Genomic DNA, 16,780 nt, shown 5'->3' with positions numbered 1-16,780 from the left:
AAGCCAACGCCGATCTGACGCGAGACTGCTATCTCCAAGCGCCCTCGCCGGGCAACATCGGCTCTGCCATGACAAGAAGCGCCTATGCCAAGGGCGACGCGAAGCGGTCAAGCCCCCACGTCGCCCCTTGCCTGCAATCAGCGCCGTTCCATCGATACTCTGCGCCCCGCCTGTGCCGCGGCGACGCGCGTCCTATCACTCCTCGCGCAAAGCGCCATGCATGCGGTCGAGGAACGGGTCGATGATATATTCGAGCACGGTCCGCTCGCCGGTCGGGATGAGGACACTCGCCGGGATACCCGGTTTGAACTCCTTGGCGACCATCTCCGGCAGCGTCGCCGGATCGACCTCCACGAGCGCCAGGAAGTAGGAATCGCCCCGCTGCTCATTGACCAGACGGTCTCCCGAGATCGATCGAATTTCACCGAACATCGACGGCAGATTCTTGGCCGTGAAGGACGGAAGGCGAACCTCCGCACGCATGCCTTCCTTCACATTATCCACGTCGATCGGCGAGACCTGGGCCTGGATGATCAGGCTCTCATTGTCCGGCACGATGTCGAGGAGCGGCTCGCCGGCGCGAACCACGGCCCCGATCGTGAAGACTTTCAGGTTCTGGACCGTGCCGGAGCGCGGTGCCTTCACGACGAGACGATTAAAGACGTCGCTCGCCACGACAATCTTCTGGCTAAGGTCGGACGCGCGCTGGCGGACCTCGACGATCTGCGCGTTCACGTCTTCCAGGAACTTGCGCTTGATCTGAGACTTCTGAAGTTCGGCCTCGGACATGGACGAGCGCGCTTTCGCGATCTCGGCGGTCGAACGTCCGATGATGCCTTCAAGATTGGCCTTTTCGCGCTGGAGCTGAATGACCGCGCTCTTCTGGATCAGCTTCTTGTCGAGAAGACCCTGATAGTCGGCGAGCTGATCCTGAACATATTCGATCTGCGATTTGGCCGCCTTCTGCTCGAGCTCCAGGCCACCGATTTCGCTCTTCAACTGCTCGACCTGGCTGTCGAGAATGTCGATCTGCCCGGCGAGAGACGCCTTACGCTCCTCAAACTGCTCGCGCTGATCGGCGATCTCGCGCGCCACGAGAGGCTCCGAGGCGGCCTTCAAGACCTCTTCGGGAAAGTCTATCTCGTCCTTGCCGTCGCGCTCGGCGTCAAGCCGTGCTTCCTGCGCGAGCGTCGAGCGATACTGATTCGAGACCATCGACAGGTTCGCCTGAGCCTGGGTCGGATCGAGGCGGAACAGGATGTCCCCTTCCTTCACCTTCTGGCCTTCGGTCACGAGAATCTCGCGAACGATGCCGCCCTCGTAATGCTGGACGGTCTTTCGATTGTTGTCGACGGCGACCACGCCATTGGCCACGACCGCGCTGTCGAGCGGCGCCGAAGCGGACCAGCCACCGAGACCGAAGAAGGTCAGGAGGATCGTCGCGTAACCGACGGCGGCCGGCTTCTTCCAGTTCGTCGACTGGTTGGGCTTGGGAAGGTGAGTGCTCATTGAGCCGCTGTCTCCCGTGTAATGTTGCGCTGCTGAGGCTGGGGCTGAGGTTGCTGCTGGGTCACGGCTTCCTTACCCTGTCCCGGCTGGGCGATGCGGCGGACCTGGGAGCCGAGAAGGCGTGGCAGGATCTGCTCGCGCTCGCCGAAGGACTGCAACTGACCATTGGCGATGATCGCGATCAGATCGACCGCGTTCAGAATATTCGGCTTGTGGGTGATGAGGATCACCGTCCGCCCGGCCTGCTTCATCTGCTCGATGGCCTTCAGGAGAGCCATCTCGCCCTCGGCATCGAGATTGGAGTTCGGCTCGTCAAGAATGGTGACGGCGGGCATGCCGTACATGGCACGGGCGAGACCCACGCGCTGGCGTTGACCACCGGACAGGGACGCCCCGCGATCGCCGATCCGCGTGTTGAACCCTTCGGGCAAGGCCTGGATCATCTCGTAGACGCCGGCCAGCCGGGCGGCGGCGATGACCTGCTCCTCGTCGATCTCCTGGAAGCGCGCAATATTCTCCGCGATCGTGCCGTCGAAAAGCTCGATATCCTGCGGCAGATAGCCGAGATTGGAGCCGAGCTGTTCGGAGTCCCAGTGGGACAGCTCCGACCCATCGAAGCGGACCGAACCGGAAAGGGTCGGCCACACGCCACACAGAACGCGCGCCAGGGTCGACTTGCCGGCCCCGCTCGGGCCGACGACGGCCAGGACCTGGCCCGGCTTCACGGCCAGGGAGATGCCGCGAATGGTGGGAACACGCTGCTGGGGCGGTGCCGCAATGACGTTTTCGAGGGTGATCGCGCCGCTCGGCGGCGGCAGCAGCATGCGCTCGGGCTCCGGCGGCATAGAGGAGAACAGCTTGAACAGCCGGTCGCGCGCCGCCCGGGCGTTGATGACGTTCTTCCACTGACCGACGACGGTCTCGACCGGCGAGAGCGCACGGCCCATCATGATCGAGGCGGCGATCATCGCGCCGGCGCTGACCTGACCTTCGATGGTCAAGAGCGCGCCGGTTCCAAGAATGGCGATCTGAAGGAAGGCGCGGGTGAATTTGGTCGCCGCCAGAAAGATGCCGGCCCGATCGCTGGCCTTGGCCTGCCAGAGGAGGAGATCGTCATGCTTTTCGGTCCAGCGCTTTCGCAATGCCCCCATCATGCCCATGGCGCGAAGGGATTCTGCATTGCGGAAGGTCGCCTGAACCCAGCTATTGGCGGCGACCGAATTGTTGGAGGCCGTCTTCAGATGGCCGCGCGTCGTCAGTTCGTTGCCGAGCGCGAGGCCGAAGATGATCAGACCGCCAGCGGTCGCGATATAGCCGAACCAGGGATGCAGGATGAAGCAGCCCGCGATGAAGATCGGCACCCAGGGCGTATCGCAAAGCGAAATCAGCCCCGATCCCGTCCCGAATTCGCGCACCGTGTCGAGATCGCGAATGCTCTGGGCATGACCGCCAGCCGGCGCCAGAAGGCTTCCGCGCACCGACAGATTGAAGACGCCGTCTCGGGCACGTTCGTCGAACAGAGCGCCGAGGCGAACGAGAAGCGCCGAGCGGCAGCGCTCGAGCACCGCATAGACAAGCAGCAGAAAGCCAGCGATCAGCGTGAGAAACAGAAGCGTCGTCTCGTTCCGGCTCGTGATGACCCGGTCATAGACCTGCATCATGTAAAGCGGGCCGACAAAGGCCAGCATATTGATGAAGAACGAAAAGACGACGGCGCTGACGAAGCCCGCGCGTGTCGCCGCAAACGCGGCCTTCAAAGGCGACTTTGGCTTACTCAACTGTGACGCTCCTGGCGCAATATTTGAGGCGAAAGAGACGGGCTCTCGTCATCAGACGGATCCATCATACGCTGAAAGACCTGACCATTCCATTGAGCGGAACAGTTCCGCTCAAGGTCGAGGTGGGAATAACCGCCGGATGCTGGTATGCACCGCACGATTTTTCTCAAGGTGCTATGGACATTCAGACTTTAGGCTCCAGCGCCTTCTCTGCCGGCGCTCTATGCCACTTCCGGTTCGGCGATGCAAAGCAAATATCGTCGATTGATGGCGATTCTTAGCCCTGGCCATGCGTTGCCAACTTTCCACACATGCTTCTTTTTCCTCGGCTATAGCGCAGCCCGATTGGCCGCATCACGCAGCCGGGAAAGCGTTCACGCCGTCTCTTCGAAGTTGTTCAATGCCGCAATGCGCAAAGGAATAAAAGCAGCATTGCAGAGATCACCTTTGCTTAGAAAATTCTCTGCAATTCGATCCTTGGCCGAGTAGATGATTGTGGTGGAACGGCCCGCGCTTTAGGAGCAGGCACTCGAGCGAGGTCGTGCCGGCAAGTCAGGAAAGCCCATATGAAGGTTTGCATCGAGATTTCGACGCTGCAGGCGCGGTTTGCTGGAATTGCCTATTATGGGTGGTTCCTGGCAGACGAGCTCGCCCGAAATGCGCCGGATATCGAATTGTCGGGCTTTGACGGATTGACCTACGCACCTCTCGATTCCGCCAAACTCAATCATCTACGGGCGGTGAACGACGGCAAGATCTCGCCGCCTCGGATCGATAAGGCGCGTCTCTACGGCCGCGTTCGCAATATCGGTCTCGTGCGGGGTGCCTACCGTACGGTCAAGGCGATGCGGTTTCGCCAGGGTGTCGATGGCTGCGACGTTTTCCATGCTTTGAACTTCCTGCCCCCCTCCCCGCGCCCGGATCGGGTGGTTCCGCTTCTTCACGACATGTCTCACGAGCGCTTTCCCGAAACCCACCCGGCCGAGCGGGTCGCCTGGATGCGGCGCGGTGCCCGCCATCTCAATGCCTATCCGGTCCTCAACACGATCACACAATTCAGCGCGGACGAGATCGCAGAGATCTACGATATCGAGCGGGACCGTTTGAGGATCACCAATCCTGGCCGTAATCCGATCTATGACGCGACGCCTCTTCCCGGCGATCAGGCGGTGCTGTCGGCAAACCGACTGACGCCGGCCTCCTATTTTCTGGCGGTCGGCACCTTGGAGCCTCGCAAAAATCTGAAAACGGTCCTGGGGGCCTTTCGATCGCTGCCGGCCAAGCTGAGACGCGACCATCCGATCGTCGTGATCGGTCAACTCGGCTGGGGCGATGCGGGACTTGCGGCAGGCGCCGAGCTTATCGCCGAGGGCAGCCTGAGGGTTCTCGGCTATCAGCCCGACGACCACCTCGCCGCACTCTATCGCCAGTCGCGAACGCTTCTTTTCCCCTCGATCTACGAAGGCTTCGGCATGCCGACCGTCGAAGCCCTGGCCAGCGGCAAACGCCCCATCCTTTCCGATATCCCCGTCATGCACGAGATCGCAGGAGCCGAAGCCGACTTCGTCGAGGCGAAATCCGTCGAGGCCTGGGCCGTGGCATTGAGGGAAGCGATCGACGATTCCCGCCATGATGACGGCGGATATATGGAAAGCGCCTGCGCTCGAGGCCGCCTCTACGACTGGCGCCGCAATGCCGCCGAGACGCGGACAATCTACGCGGAGGCGGCGGCGAGTTTCGGAACCGCTTCGTAATTGACTTGGGCTACAGGCCCAATTGCGTCAGACGCTGTGAAGCATCCATGCGAGCGTCTGCTTCAGCGCGATATTCGGAAGGTTCGGAAGGCTTTCGTCGAGACGCCTGCGATCACCCTTCAGTTCCATGATCTCGTCGGCGCGCACGAAGCGCGGATCGATCTCCACTGCGATCTCGTGCCCCGTGATCTCAGTCATGATGGCGAGAATGTCTTTGACGCTGTGCGAGTGTCCTGAGGCGATATTGACGACCTCCGGCGGCTCTGCAGCCGTGATCAGACGAGCATAGACTTCGGCGACCATGCGAACGTCGGAATAGTCGCGCTTCGGCTCGATATTGCCGAGCGATATCCGGGGAGCGCGCCTGGCATAATGGGCGACGATCTTCGGAATGAGGAAGCGCTCCGATTGACCGACACCCGTATAGTTAAAAGGCCGTGTCACGACGACTGGCAGCCTCGGTGACCAGATGCGCGCCAGATGCTCGACGCAGAGTTTCGAGATACCGTATTCATTCGCGGGCATGAGCGGTGCCGTCTCGGCGATCGTTCCCGCCGTCGCATTGCCATAGACATTGGCGCTGCTGACGAGGACGGTGCGCGGCGCGGCATCCATCGCGCTCGCGGCGGCGAGAAGATTGCGCGTCCCCACAACATTCGCCGAGAACATCTCAGTCAGATCGCCATGGGCGACGAAAGCGACCGCCGCGAGATGGATGATCGCGTCGGGCCGAAGCGTCTCCAGCGCACGCTGAACGGCCTCCGCATCGGACAGTTCGAGCGCGACGAGAGCGGGCCCGCCCTCACGGCGCGTGGTGCCGATCGCCTCATGCCCGTCGCGGCTCAACGCCTCGATCACATAGCGTCCGGTGAAACCGTCCGCCCCGGTGACGAGAACTCGGCTCATCCGTCCTCCTCGAGAATGTGATGGGCCGGCCGGCTGTTGCGTCTGAGATCTGCCTCGACCATCATTCGGCAGAGGTCTTCAAGGCTGGTCTTGGCCTCCCAACCCAGCACCTCTTTGGCCTTGCCCGCATCACCCAATAGGAGTTCGACCTCGGCGGGGCGATAGAAACGCGGATCGATCACGACGAGTTCGCGCCCCGTTTCGCGCTCGATGCCGACCTCGCTCTCCCCTTCGCCCTGCCAGACGAGATCGATATCCAATTGACGGGCGGACTGATTGACGAAATCGCGCACGGTCACCGTGCGGTTGGTGGCGAGCACGAAGGTATCGGGCTCGTCGGCCTGCAGGATCCGCCACATGCCTTCGACATATTCGCGCGCATAGCCCCAGTCGCGCTTAGCGTCGAGATTGCCCAGAGCAAGCTTGTCCAAGGTGCCGAGCTTGATCCGGGTCAACGCGTCGGTGATCTTGCGAGTGACGAATTCCTTCCCGCGCAGCGGTGATTCGTGATTGAACAAGATGCCGGACGAGCCGTAAATCCCAAAGGACTCCCGGTAATTCACAGTCATCCAATGGGCATAGAGCTTGGCCACACCATAGGGGCTGCGCGGATAGAACGGCGTCTCCTCGTTCTGCGGCACCGCCTGAACCTTGCCGAACATTTCCGAAGTCGAAGCCTGATAGAAGCGGATAGACGGATCGAGAATACGGATCGCCTCGAGCACATTGACCGCACCCAAGCCGGTGACATGGCCGGTCAAAGCCGGCTGATCGAAGGAGACCCCGACAAAGCTTTGGGCCGCGAGGTTGTAGATCTCCTGCGGCTTGGTGCGCTCGATCAGCCGGATGGCCGATCCGAGATCGGTCAGGTCGAATTCAACCAAGTGAAAATTGGGATCGGCTTCGATGCCGAGTTCACGCACGCGCCAGAAATTCACCGAGGCCGCGCGTCGGAATGTTCCGTAGACCGTGTAGCCCTTTGAAAGAAGGAGTTCGGCGAGATAGGCGCCATCCTGGCCCGTCACTCCGGTTATGACTGCCGTCTTGGTCACTTGGCGTCCTCGTCTAATCGATTGGCGAGGGCTGGCGGCCCTGGATATCCTAACTCTTGCGTCCGTCGCTCCTTACGCGCCGGGCGTAGGCGGTGGCAACCACCGAGCCGACCCGGCATGACGGAAGCCAGGAAAGCGCTTCCTGCGAATGCGTTCAGTCGGCCGGTGCCTTGACGAGATCGAGGAGCTTTTCGCGGGACAGCGTGAAACCGCTTTCGACGAAGGCGCGGCGCAGACGGTCCAGCATCTGGCCGAGTTCGGGGCCCTTTGGAATGCCGGCGGCAATGAGATCGTCGCCGGTCACCGGCAAGGGCGGTGCTTCGAACCGCTCGGCGATTGAAAGCTGCGCACCGAGCCTCGCCGTTTCGGACAAGGTGTCTGGCTTGCCGCGTTGGGTCGCAAGCGCAAGACGAAGCCGATCTTTGATCGCCTGGCAGTCGCCGAAATAAAGCCGCGCTCGCAGCGAGCCGTCGCTCTCCTGCGCCTTGACGGGCTCCGCCTGAGCGAAGGCCACGAGCCGGTCGCGTTCGGTATTGGATAGGCGCAGACGACGGGCGAGTTCGGTGAGACGCGCCGCGTCCGGCGGAACGATCGCCATCAATCTGAGGAGGGGGTCAGGCTGCCAGCCAAGCTCCGCTTCGGCCAAGGTCAGCGGATGGATCGTGTCGATGCCCCAGCGCTCGCTCTCCGGCAGCACAGCCGTCAGGACGCCGCATTGACGCATCCATAAAAGCGCTCGGCTCGGATCTTTCGCCGAAAGAAGCTTGCGCAGCTCGTTCCAGACCCGTTCTGGCGACAGCCGCGACAGTCCTTCCTTCAACCGGGTCGAGGCGCGAAGGCCGTCTGCATCCGGCCGGCCACGGCCATACCAGGCAAAGAAGCGGAAGAAGCGCAGAATGCGCAGATAGTCTTCCCGGATCCGGTCCTCCGCCTCGCCAATAAAGCGCAGGGTCTGCGTCTCGATGTCGGCCGCCCCGCCGACGAGATCGATTACGTCCCCATCGGCGGTCGCGTAGAGAGCATTGATGGTGAAGTCGCGGCGTTTGGAGTCGGCCGTCCAGTCCTTTCCGAAGCGGACCTTGGCGTGGCGTCCGTCCGTCTCGATATCCTCGCGCAGGGTCGTCACCTCGAAGGGGCGTCCGTTGGCGACGACTGTTACCGTGCCATGCTCGACACCGGTCGGCACGGCTTTCAGCCTCGCCGCCTCGATCCGCCGGATGGTCTCCTCGGGCAGGCATGTCGTCGCGATGTCGATGTCTGTGACCGGCAGGCCGAGCAGCGCGTTGCGCACGGGTCCGCCGACGATGCGCGCTTCCTCGCCATCGGCCGACAGGATTGCCAGGATCGACTGAAGCGACGCATCGGCAAGCCAGTCCGGTTCGATCCGAAGATCGGTCATGCATAATACCTTTCATAGAGGGTGCGGATGATCCCCGCGGTCACGCCCCAGATGTAGCGATCGCCGAAGGGCATCGCATAGAAATGGCGCTCGACGCCGTCGAATGCCTTGGAATGGCGCTGGTGGTTGGCTTCGCTCATCAGGAAGGAGAGCGGCACTTCGAAGATGTCGTCGACCTCGTCCGGATTGGCCGTCAGCGAGAAGCCAGGCGCGACGGAGGCCAACACCGGCGTGATGCGAAAACCGGTGGTGGTGAGATAGCGCGGCAGCCGGCCGAGCGGTTCGACGAAGCGGTTTGCCAGCGCAATCTCCTCGCGGGCCTCGCGCAGCGCCGCCGCTTCAGGTGAAGCGTCCTCCGGGTCGATCGATCCGCCGGGAAAGGCGATCTGCCCGGAATGCTTTCTCAGCTTCTGCGTCCGGCGGGTCAGGATGACGCCCGCCCCGTCGGGTCGATCGACGAGAGGCACGAGAACGGCGGCCTCACGCACCTTGGCGCGCTCCATCAGCTGGACAATGTCAGGATTGAGAAGATGATCGCCATATTCGACCCCAACAGGATCAGCCATGGCGTCGCCGCGCGCTTCCAGGCGCAAGCGGAAATCCTCAACCGTGAAGCGGGCCGAACGCGTCTGTAGCGTTTCGGCCTCCATCACGCGGTCTCCCCGTCGGCGCCGGCCGCCGGCCCGTCGAAGACGGCACCGCCTGAGCGTAAGACGTACCGCCCGTTTTCGAACTCCAGCAAATCGGCCAGTTCCATGGCCAGACTGCGGGTCAGGCGCGCTTCGAGACGGCCGCGCACGATGAGCGAGGGACGAAACTCGGCCTCTGCTTCCTTTGGCAGAAGAATTGGATGCTCGGCATCGACCTCGACCACGTCGCCCAGATTGGTGCGAAAGACGAGGATAGGCACGCCGTCTCGTCTTGTCTGCTGCATCTCCACGGCGAGGAACGGTGTGTCCTCGATCGTGATTCGAAGCTTCTCCACCGGCGTGACGAGATAGGTCTTCCCATCCTCGTCTTTCCGCAGAACGGAGGCAAAGAGCCGCACGAGGGCTTCACGTTCGATCACCGTTCCGCGATAGAACCAGCGGCCGTCGCTGGCGATGCGCATGTCGATCACTCCGCAATCGGGCGGATTCCAGGCATCGACCGGGGCGCCGCCAGGCGCTGGTTTTGCGGCCCATTCGGCGATTCCGGCCAGATCGGGGGACGCCTCTAGCATCCCTTCGGCTGTCGTCTTTGACGTCTCTTGCTTCATCGCCTTGCCATATAGGCTCGATCGGGAACGGCTTCATCCAAGCGTGCCGTCTTATTTCGGCCAGCCTGAAGGCTCACGAAAGTGTTGCCCCGTCTTTCTTGCAAGGGCGGGGCACAAGGTTTTTCATGGTGGGCAGAGCGGTGGGCCCACGCGAGACATCGAACATATGCCCTCGCTGACTTTGCCAAGCCCCGCCAGACCGAAGGACGATTCATGACCGTTCATATCTCGACCGAAGCTCCCCTGAGTGAGGAGGAGATCATTCGTCAGGCCGAGGCCGCTCTTGCCGATATCGCGCGGGTGCGGGAAACGGTCGGGCGGGTGATCTTCGGCCAGGAGAGTGTCGTCGAGCAGAGCCTCATCGCGATTCTCGGCAGCGGCCATGGGCTCCTCGTCGGCGTGCCGGGCCTTGCCAAGACCAAGCTCGTCGAAACCCTGGGAACGGCCTTGGGGCTCGATTCGCGCCGCATCCAGTTCACGCCCGATCTCATGCCCTCGGACATCATCGGCACAGAGGTGATGGATCAGGATGAGAGCGGGCGCCGCTCCTTCCGCTATGTGCGCGGGCCGGTCTTCGCCCAGCTTCTGATGGCCGACGAGATCAACCGCGCTAGCCCGCGGACCCAGTCCGCCCTCCTCCAGTCCATGCAAGAGTATCACGTGACGGTCGCCGGTGAGCGTCACGACCTGCCGCGCCCCTTCCACGTGCTCGCGACCCAGAACCCGCTGGAGCAGGAAGGCACCTATCCCCTGCCCGAGGCCCAGCTCGACCGCTTTCTGATGCAGATCGACGTCTTTTATCCCGACATCGAGGCCGAGCGGCGCATCCTTCTGGAGACAGGTGGGCCGGCGGAAGCCAAGGCCGAAGCGGTCATCAGCGCCGAGCGGCTCATCGAAATTCAGAATCTCGTGCGCCGCATGCCGGTGGCGACCAGCGTCGTCGATGCGATCCTGCGTCTCGTGCGCTCGGCCCGGCCCGGCAACGGCCACGCGGAAGCCGATGCCCATATCGCCTGGGGTCCGGGGCCACGCGCGTCCCAGTCGCTGATGACCTGCGTGCGTGCCCGCGCGCTCTATGAGGGACGCCTTGCGCCGTCGATCGACGACGTCATGGCGCTGGCGGAGCCGATCCTGCAGCACCGCATGGCGCTGAATTTCGCTGCACGCGCCGAGGGCATGAGCGTGCGTGACGTGATCGCCGCGCTCAAGCGCGACGCGGCCTAATCAGAGAAGAACCATTTCATCGATGCCCATCGGATCGGCCGTCGACCTCACCTCATCCTCCGAAGCGCTGGTGCGCGGTCGCCAGCGCGCGGCGCTCATGCCCGACCTCCTGGTCGATGCCAAGCGCGTCGTCGCGACCGTGATCGCCGGCTGGCATGGACGCAAGCGTCGGGGCGTCGGGGAGAATTTCTGGCAATTCCGCCCCTTCGTTCAGGGCGAGCAGGTCTCCCGCATCGACTGGCGGCGCTCGGCTCGCGACGATCATGTCTATTTGCGTGACCGCGAATGGGAGGCGGCTCATACCGTATGGCTTTGGGCCGACCCCTCCCCCTCCATGCGCTTCGTGTCGAAGGCCGCGCAGGTCTCGAAGGAGTCGCGCGCGCTCGTTCTCGTCCTGGCGCTGGCCGAGATCCTCTCGCGCTCGGGCGAGCGGATCGGCTATCCCGGTGTCGTCGACCCCGTCTCGGCGCGCGATGCCTCCGAACGCATCGCCGCAGCGCTCGCAAGCCGCCGGCCCGATGATGGCTTCCCGCCGGACGACCGGCTGCGCCGCCATTCGGAGATCGTCATCCTGTCCGATTTTCTCGATCCGATCGAAGAGGTTCTTACGCGGGTCGATAAGATCGGCAAACGCGGCATTCGCGGCCATCTCGTCATGATCAACGATCCGGCCGAAGAGGTCTTCCCCTATACGGGCCGCACCGAGTTCCGCGATCCCGAAACCGGCCAGCGCCTCACCGCCGGCCGCGCCGAAGCTTTGCGCGACGATTATCGCCGCCTGATGACCGCGCGGCGCGAGGCGATGGCCGATCATTGCCGCCATCTCGGTTGGAGCTTCATTGCCCACCGCACGGACCGGCTGGCATCGGAAGTTCTCGTCGCGCTGCATGGGCAATTGTCCGGTTCGCCGCAGGGCTCGGGAGCCCGCCAATGATGGGGGGGCTCAGCCTGTCTTTCGGCGCACCACTGGTCCTGGCCGGCCTTCTGGCGCTCCCGGTCATCTGGTGGCTTTTGAAGCTCACCCCGCCGCGCCCGCAGACCGAGGCCTTTCCGCCCCTACGCATCTTGCAGCGCGTCCTGAAGAGCGAAGAGACGCCCTCGAAGTCACCCTGGTGGTTGACCCTCCTGCGTCTTCTTTTGGCGGCGCTCGTCATCTTCGCGCTCGCTGCCCCCACCCTCAATCCGCGCGAAAGCGTCGTGACGGGCTCGGGACCAGTCGCGCTTCTCGTCGACAATGGCTGGGCGAGCGCCGAAGGCTGGAATGAGCGCGTCGCGGCGGCGAGAGATCTTATTCGCCAGGCGGGCGAGGCTGGCCGACCCGTTGCTCTCGCCTTCACGGCTGAAGACACCGACAATGACGCAACGCCCGTCGAGGCGGCAACCGCACTGGAGCGTCTCGGCGCCGCGCGTCCGCGTCCGATCCCGGCCGATCGAACCGGCGCCGCCGAGCGGCTTGCGACGGGCCTTGCGGGCCGGCCGGTCGGCTCTCTCGTTTTCCTGTCCGACGGGCTCGATTCGGCTGGAACGCAAGCCGCCATCGAAAGGCTGCAGGCTCTCGCGCCCGAACAGACGCTCACCTATCGCCCGGATATCGGCGGCGTCGTCGCTCTGACCGCCGCTGATAATTCGACCGACGCACTCGTGGTCGATGCGGTTCGGCCGGCCGGCCTCACGACGGGTTTCCGCGCCGATCTCCTCGCGGTCGATCCCCAGGGACGCGAGATTGCTCGCACGGCGCTCGGCTTTGCGGCGGGCGAAGCTACGGCCAGTGCGCGCTTCGAGATCCCCGTCGAGCTGCGCAACGACATCGCCCGGCTTCAGCTCGACAATGCCGGCAACGCCGCCGAAGTCCGCCTCGTCGACGACTCCTTCCGGCGCCGGCGCGTCGCTCTCGTCTCCGGCGAGCCGGCCGATCTTGCCCAGCCGCTTCTGTCGCCACTCTATTATATCAGCCGGGCTCTCGAACCCTTCGCCGACATCGTTCGGGCCCAGAGCGCCGATCTGTCCGAGGCGATCCCCGCCCTTCTCGAACAACGCCCCTCCGTGGTCGTCCTCGCCGATATCGGCGTTCTGCCGGAAGAGGCGGAAGACGCGCTCCAGGCCTTTGTCGAAAATGGCGGCTATCTCGTGCGCTTTGCCGGTCCGCGCCTTGCCGCGACGACCGGCGAGGATCGCCTGGTTCCGGTACGCCTTCGCGGCGGCGAACGCCAGCTCGGCGGCGCCATGTCCTGGTCCGAACCACAAACTGTTGCGGCAATGGATGAAGACAGCCCGTTTGCCGGCATCGCGGTGCCGGACGACGTGACCGTGTCGCGACAGATCCTCGCCGAGCCCTCGGCCGACCTCGCCGATCGGACCTGGGCGAGCCTTGCCGACGGAACGCCCCTCGTCACCGCCGAGACGGTTGGGGCCGGCACGATCGTCCTCTTTCACGTAACCGCCGAAGCGACCTGGTCGAACCTTCCGATCTCAGGCGCTTTCGTCGAAATGCTGAGGCGGATCGTCTCTCAATCCCGCGCCGAAGCCGGCGCGCCGCAGACCGGCGAGACGGCCGCCGAGAGCCTCGCACCTTACCGGGTCCTCGACGCCGACGGACGGCTGACGGCTCCCGGCCCTGAAGTCGAACCGCTGGACCCGGCCGCAGATACAGCGATTACGCGCTCGCATCCGCCGGGGCTCTATGGCTCGGAGGACGGCTATCGAGCACTCAACCTCTTCGGTGCCGATGCCGAACTCGCCCCCTTGCCCGACATCGCCATCGGCGCAAACTCTGAATTGCGGGCCTATGAGAGCGGGGAATCGGTCGATCTTGCCCCATGGCTTTTCGCCCTTGCGCTCTTCCTCTTCGCGCTCGACGCTCTGGCGCTCCTCTTGATGAATGGTGGTCTCTCCCGCATTCGCGACACAGTCGCGACACGCAGCCGCTCGGCGATCCCAGGCCTTGTCTTCGTTCTCATTACGTCAGCCTTCGCCGTCACCTCCGCGCCGGGCAAAGCCGAGGCTCAGACCACCCTAAGCGAGCCCCCGAGGGTCGATGCCGCCACGACGATCGAAGACGTGGAACGGGCAGTGAAGGCTACCGAGACGACCCATCTCGCCTATGTAGAGACGGGTGACGAGGCGCTCGACGAGATTTCGGCCGCCGGCCTGTCCGGGCTTTCGCAATTCATTCAGGCCAAGACGGCGCTGGAGCCCGGCGAGCCCATGGGCGTCGACATCGAGAGCGACGAGCTCGCCTTCTATCCCCTTCTCTATTGGCCAATCGATGCATCGACACCGATGCCGTCGGAACAGGCGATCAGCCGCGTCGACGCCTATATGAAACAGGGTGGCACGGTGCTGTTCGACGTGGCGGGCGATGCCTTGACCGGTTTTGGGACGGGTCAGGTCTCGGCGGGCCAGCGGCGCCTTCGCGATATTCTCGGCGATCTCGACATTCCCCCTCTGGAGCCGGTGCCGAACGACCACGTCCTCACCAAAGCCTTCTACATCCTCGATAGCTTTCCCGGACGCCATTCGAACTCGGAGCTTTGGGTGGAATCCTTGGTGCCCGACGCGGAAGGAACGATGCGCCCGGCGCGCGGCGGCGACGGGGTCTCCTCGATTATGATCACCTCGAACGACTTCGCCAGCGCATGGGCGGTCGACGATGCGGGTCTTTTCCTGTTTCCGACCGACTCGAGCGATCCGATGCAGCGCGAATATGCCTACCGCGCCGGGGTCAATATCGTGATGTATGTCCTGACCGGTAACTACAAGGCCGACCAGGTCCATGTGCCGGCGCTGCTCGAAAGGCTCGGCCAATGACCTGGTCCATCGATTTCGCGCCCTTCTTCTCCTGGACTGTCATCAGCCTCATCGCGGTGCCCGCCGCGATCCTCGCGGCGGGTCTCGTCGTAGCCCGGCTTCGAGGCGCCTTCGTTCGCGTGCTTGCCCTGGCGGCGCTCATTCTCGCCCTTCTCAATCCCATCGTCTTGCGTGAAGAACGCGATCCTTTGAAAAGCGTCGTCGCGCTTGTCGTCGATCGCAGCCAAAGCCAGACCATCGGCGAGCGCGAGGCGGAGACGACTGCGGCCGTCGAAGCGCTACAGACCAGCCTGTCACGCTTTCCCGAATTCGAGGTTCGCACCGTCGAAGCCCGCTCAGGCGCATCGCCAGGCAGCGATGCGACGACGGCGCTCTTTTCAGCCATGTCCTCAGCCTTGAGCGATGTCCCGCCGGCCCGTGTCGGTGGCGCCATCATGGTGACCGACGGCGAGGTTCACGACATCCCGGCCGACGCCTCACGTCTCGGCTTCGAGGCGCCGGTTCACGGCCTGATCACGGGCCGCGAAGACGAATATGACCGGCGGATCGAGATCGTCTCGGCGCCCCGCTTCGGCCTCGTCGACGAGCCGCAGCGCATCGCCTATCGCGTTCTCGAGGATGGACCGGCGAGCGGGACGGGTGGCTTCAACGTCCAAGTGTTTCTCAATGGCGATCTCGTCACGCGCCAAAGCGCCCAGCCGGACACGGAGCAGACGGTCGATCTCGTCCTTCCACGCGCGGGCAAGAACATCGTCGAACTTCAGGTCGAGCGCGCCGACAACGAGATCACCGACGTCAACAATCGCTCGATCGCCATCGTCGATGGCATTCGGGAAAATTTGCGCGTGCTGCTCGTTTCGGGCGAGCCTCATGCGGGCGAGCGCACCTGGCGCAATCTTCTCAAATCGGACGCGGCGATCGATCTTGTCCATTTCACCATTCTGCGCCCACCCGAGAAGCAGGATGGCACGCCGATCAACGAACTCTCGCTGATCGCCTTCCCGACGCGCGAGCTTTTCGTCGAAAAGATCGACGACTTTGATCTGATCATCTTCGACCGTTATCAGGAACGCGGCGTCCTGCCGGCGCTCTATTTCGACTATATCGCGCAATATGTGCGCAATGGCGGCGCGATGCTGGTCGCGGCCGGTCCGGAATATGCGGGCCGGGAAAGCATCGCCCAGACGCCGCTCCAATCGGTCCTGCCGGCGCTCCCCACAGGAGAGGTCGATAGCGGCGCCTATTTCCCGCGCCTCTCCGAGATCGGTCAGAAACATCCGGTGACGCGCGACTTGCCCGGCTCCGCCACCGAGCCACCGGATTGGAGCCCCTGGTTCCGCGCGATCGATGTCGGACGGACCCAAGGTTCCACTGTCATGAACGGGCCAGACGACAAGCCGCTTCTGGTCCTCGACCGCGTCGGCGAAGGACGGATCGCCCTTCTTCTCTCCGATCAGGAATGGCTCTGGTCACGCGGCTTCGAAGGCGGCGGCCCCCATGTCCAGCTGTTCCGGCGCCTCGCCCATTGGCTGATGAAGGAGCCCGAACTCGAGGAAGAGGCGCTCGACGCCGAGGCTCGCGGCACCGACCTCGTCATCACCCGCCAGACGATCGGCGACGACCCTGGCCCCGCCACCATCATCACGCCCTCCGGCGAGGCGATCAATGTGGATATGCGCATGATCGAGCCAGGGCGCTGGGAAGGGCGGCTCGAGACCGAAGAACTCGGCCTTTTCCAGGCCGCCAATGGCGATTTGAGAGCGCTCGCCAATATGGGCCCGGTCAATCCCCGCGAATATCGCGAGGCGGTCTCCACGACTGAGAAGCTCGCGCCGATCGCCGAAGCGACCCGCGCTTCCGTTCGCCGCATTGCCGAGGACGGGGACGTCGAAGTGCCGCGCATCGTGCCCGTCTCTGGCCGGGCGAGCGCCGACGGGCGCGACTGGATCGGTCTTAAGACGACCGAGGAAACCGTCCTGCGCGGCGTCGACCGAACGCCGCTTTTCGGCGGGTTTCTGGGTCTCGCCGTCCTGCTCTTCGCCCTGTCGGCGACCTGGTATCGCGAGGGGCGGTAGCACTATTGGATGCGTGAA

At 63.7% G+C, this 16,780-nt stretch carries 12 protein-coding genes; 5 read left to right on the top strand and 7 right to left on the bottom strand.

The window, feature by feature from the left end; translation table 11 throughout:
- Positions 1-195: 195 nt before the first annotated feature.
- Positions 196-1,509, bottom strand: a complete 1,314-nt coding sequence (locus B9A15_RS07465) for an HlyD family type I secretion periplasmic adaptor subunit (protein WP_084409408.1) — start codon at positions 1,507-1,509, stop codon at positions 196-198.
- Positions 1,506-3,287, bottom strand: a complete 1,782-nt coding sequence (locus tag B9A15_RS07460) for a type I secretion system permease/ATPase (protein ID WP_084409407.1) — start codon at positions 3,285-3,287, stop codon at positions 1,506-1,508. The genes B9A15_RS07465 and B9A15_RS07460 overlap by 4 nt, the downstream gene beginning before the upstream one ends.
- A gap of 566 nt (positions 3,288-3,853) precedes the next feature.
- Here B9A15_RS07460 and B9A15_RS07455 point away from each other — a divergent pair.
- Entirely contained in the window at positions 3,854-5,041 is a 1,188-nt protein-coding gene (locus tag B9A15_RS07455) for a glycosyltransferase family 4 protein (protein WP_084409406.1), read from the top strand.
- A 27-nt stretch (positions 5,042-5,068) separates the two neighbouring features.
- Here B9A15_RS07455 and B9A15_RS07450 read toward each other — a convergent pair whose 3' ends face one another.
- The 5 genes from B9A15_RS07450 to B9A15_RS07430 all read right to left on the bottom strand — a co-directional run bounded on the left by B9A15_RS07450 (position 5,069) and on the right by B9A15_RS07430 (position 9,620).
- The gene (locus tag B9A15_RS07450; protein ID WP_084409405.1) at positions 5,069-5,947 is read right to left on the bottom strand and encodes a GDP-mannose 4,6-dehydratase; all 879 of its coding nucleotides are present in this window, start codon (positions 5,945-5,947) and stop codon (positions 5,069-5,071) included.
- Positions 5,944-6,999, bottom strand: a complete 1,056-nt coding sequence (gmd, locus tag B9A15_RS07445) for a GDP-mannose 4,6-dehydratase (protein ID WP_084409404.1) — start codon at positions 6,997-6,999, stop codon at positions 5,944-5,946. Before gmd ends, B9A15_RS07450 begins: the two co-directional genes overlap by 4 nt.
- 154 nt (positions 7,000-7,153) lie before the next feature.
- Positions 7,154-8,398 (bottom strand): CCA tRNA nucleotidyltransferase, encoded by a 1,245-nt coding sequence (locus B9A15_RS07440; protein ID WP_084409403.1) that lies wholly within the window; start codon positions 8,396-8,398, stop codon positions 7,154-7,156.
- A complete protein-coding gene (locus tag B9A15_RS07435; protein WP_244556834.1) occupies positions 8,395-9,048 on the bottom strand; it encodes a CoA pyrophosphatase in 654 nt (217 codons plus the stop codon). The genes B9A15_RS07440 and B9A15_RS07435 overlap by 4 nt, the downstream gene beginning before the upstream one ends.
- Positions 9,048-9,620 (bottom strand): DUF1285 domain-containing protein, encoded by a 573-nt coding sequence (locus B9A15_RS07430; RefSeq protein ID WP_244556828.1) that lies wholly within the window; start codon positions 9,618-9,620, stop codon positions 9,048-9,050. Before B9A15_RS07430 ends, B9A15_RS07435 begins: the two co-directional genes overlap by 1 nt.
- Before the next feature lie 249 nt (positions 9,621-9,869).
- Here B9A15_RS07430 and B9A15_RS07425 point away from each other — a divergent pair, with 249 nt between their 5' ends.
- From B9A15_RS07425 to B9A15_RS07410, 4 genes are read left to right on the top strand one after another with little or no spacing between them, the layout of a single operon-like run.
- Positions 9,870-10,880, top strand: a complete 1,011-nt coding sequence (locus B9A15_RS07425; protein WP_084409401.1) for an AAA family ATPase — start codon at positions 9,870-9,872, stop codon at positions 10,878-10,880.
- A 22-nt stretch (positions 10,881-10,902) separates the two neighbouring features.
- Positions 10,903-11,814: a DUF58 domain-containing protein gene (locus B9A15_RS07420; protein ID WP_084409400.1), complete on the top strand. Its 912-nt coding sequence runs from the start codon at positions 10,903-10,905 to the stop codon at positions 11,812-11,814.
- Positions 11,811-14,687, top strand: coding sequence for a DUF4159 domain-containing protein (locus tag B9A15_RS07415; RefSeq protein ID WP_139798252.1), 2,877 nt, complete (start codon positions 11,811-11,813; stop codon positions 14,685-14,687). The genes B9A15_RS07420 and B9A15_RS07415 overlap by 4 nt, the downstream gene beginning before the upstream one ends.
- Entirely contained in the window at positions 14,684-16,762 is a 2,079-nt protein-coding gene (locus B9A15_RS07410) for a hypothetical protein (RefSeq protein WP_084409398.1), read from the top strand. Before B9A15_RS07415 ends, B9A15_RS07410 begins: the two co-directional genes overlap by 4 nt.
- The last annotated feature ends 18 nt before the right edge of the window (positions 16,763-16,780 follow it).

This window comes from Fulvimarina manganoxydans (genome assembly GCF_900176465.1).
GTDB lineage: Bacteria > Pseudomonadota > Alphaproteobacteria > Rhizobiales > Rhizobiaceae > Fulvimarina > Fulvimarina manganoxydans.
The sequence above is the reverse complement of the archived record's forward strand: the minus strand, read 5'-3'. Positions and strand labels throughout refer to the sequence as shown.

Excerpts from the sequence above, each read along its gene's own strand:
- B9A15_RS07465 (WP_084409408.1), bottom strand. The coding sequence starts at position 1,509 with ATGAGCACTCACCTTCCCAAGCCCAACCAGTCGACGAACTGGAAGAAG.
- B9A15_RS07455 (WP_084409406.1), top strand. The coding sequence starts at position 3,854 with ATGAAGGTTTGCATCGAGATTTCGACGCTGCAGGCGCGGTTTGCTGGA.
- B9A15_RS07450 (WP_084409405.1), bottom strand. The coding sequence starts at position 5,947 with ATGAGCCGAGTTCTCGTCACCGGGGCGGACGGTTTCACCGGACGCTAT.
- B9A15_RS07440 (WP_084409403.1), bottom strand. The coding sequence starts at position 8,398 with ATGACCGATCTTCGGATCGAACCGGACTGGCTTGCCGATGCGTCGCTT.
- B9A15_RS07435 (WP_244556834.1), bottom strand. The coding sequence starts at position 9,048 with ATGGAGGCCGAAACGCTACAGACGCGTTCGGCCCGCTTCACGGTTGAG.
- B9A15_RS07430 (WP_244556828.1), bottom strand. The coding sequence starts at position 9,620 with ATGCTAGAGGCGTCCCCCGATCTGGCCGGAATCGCCGAATGGGCCGCA.
- B9A15_RS07425 (WP_084409401.1), top strand. The coding sequence starts at position 9,870 with ATGACCGTTCATATCTCGACCGAAGCTCCCCTGAGTGAGGAGGAGATC.
- B9A15_RS07420 (WP_084409400.1), top strand. The coding sequence starts at position 10,903 with ATGCCCATCGGATCGGCCGTCGACCTCACCTCATCCTCCGAAGCGCTG.
- B9A15_RS07415 (WP_139798252.1), top strand. The coding sequence starts at position 11,811 with ATGATGGGGGGGCTCAGCCTGTCTTTCGGCGCACCACTGGTCCTGGCC.
- B9A15_RS07410 (WP_084409398.1), top strand. The coding sequence starts at position 14,684 with ATGACCTGGTCCATCGATTTCGCGCCCTTCTTCTCCTGGACTGTCATC.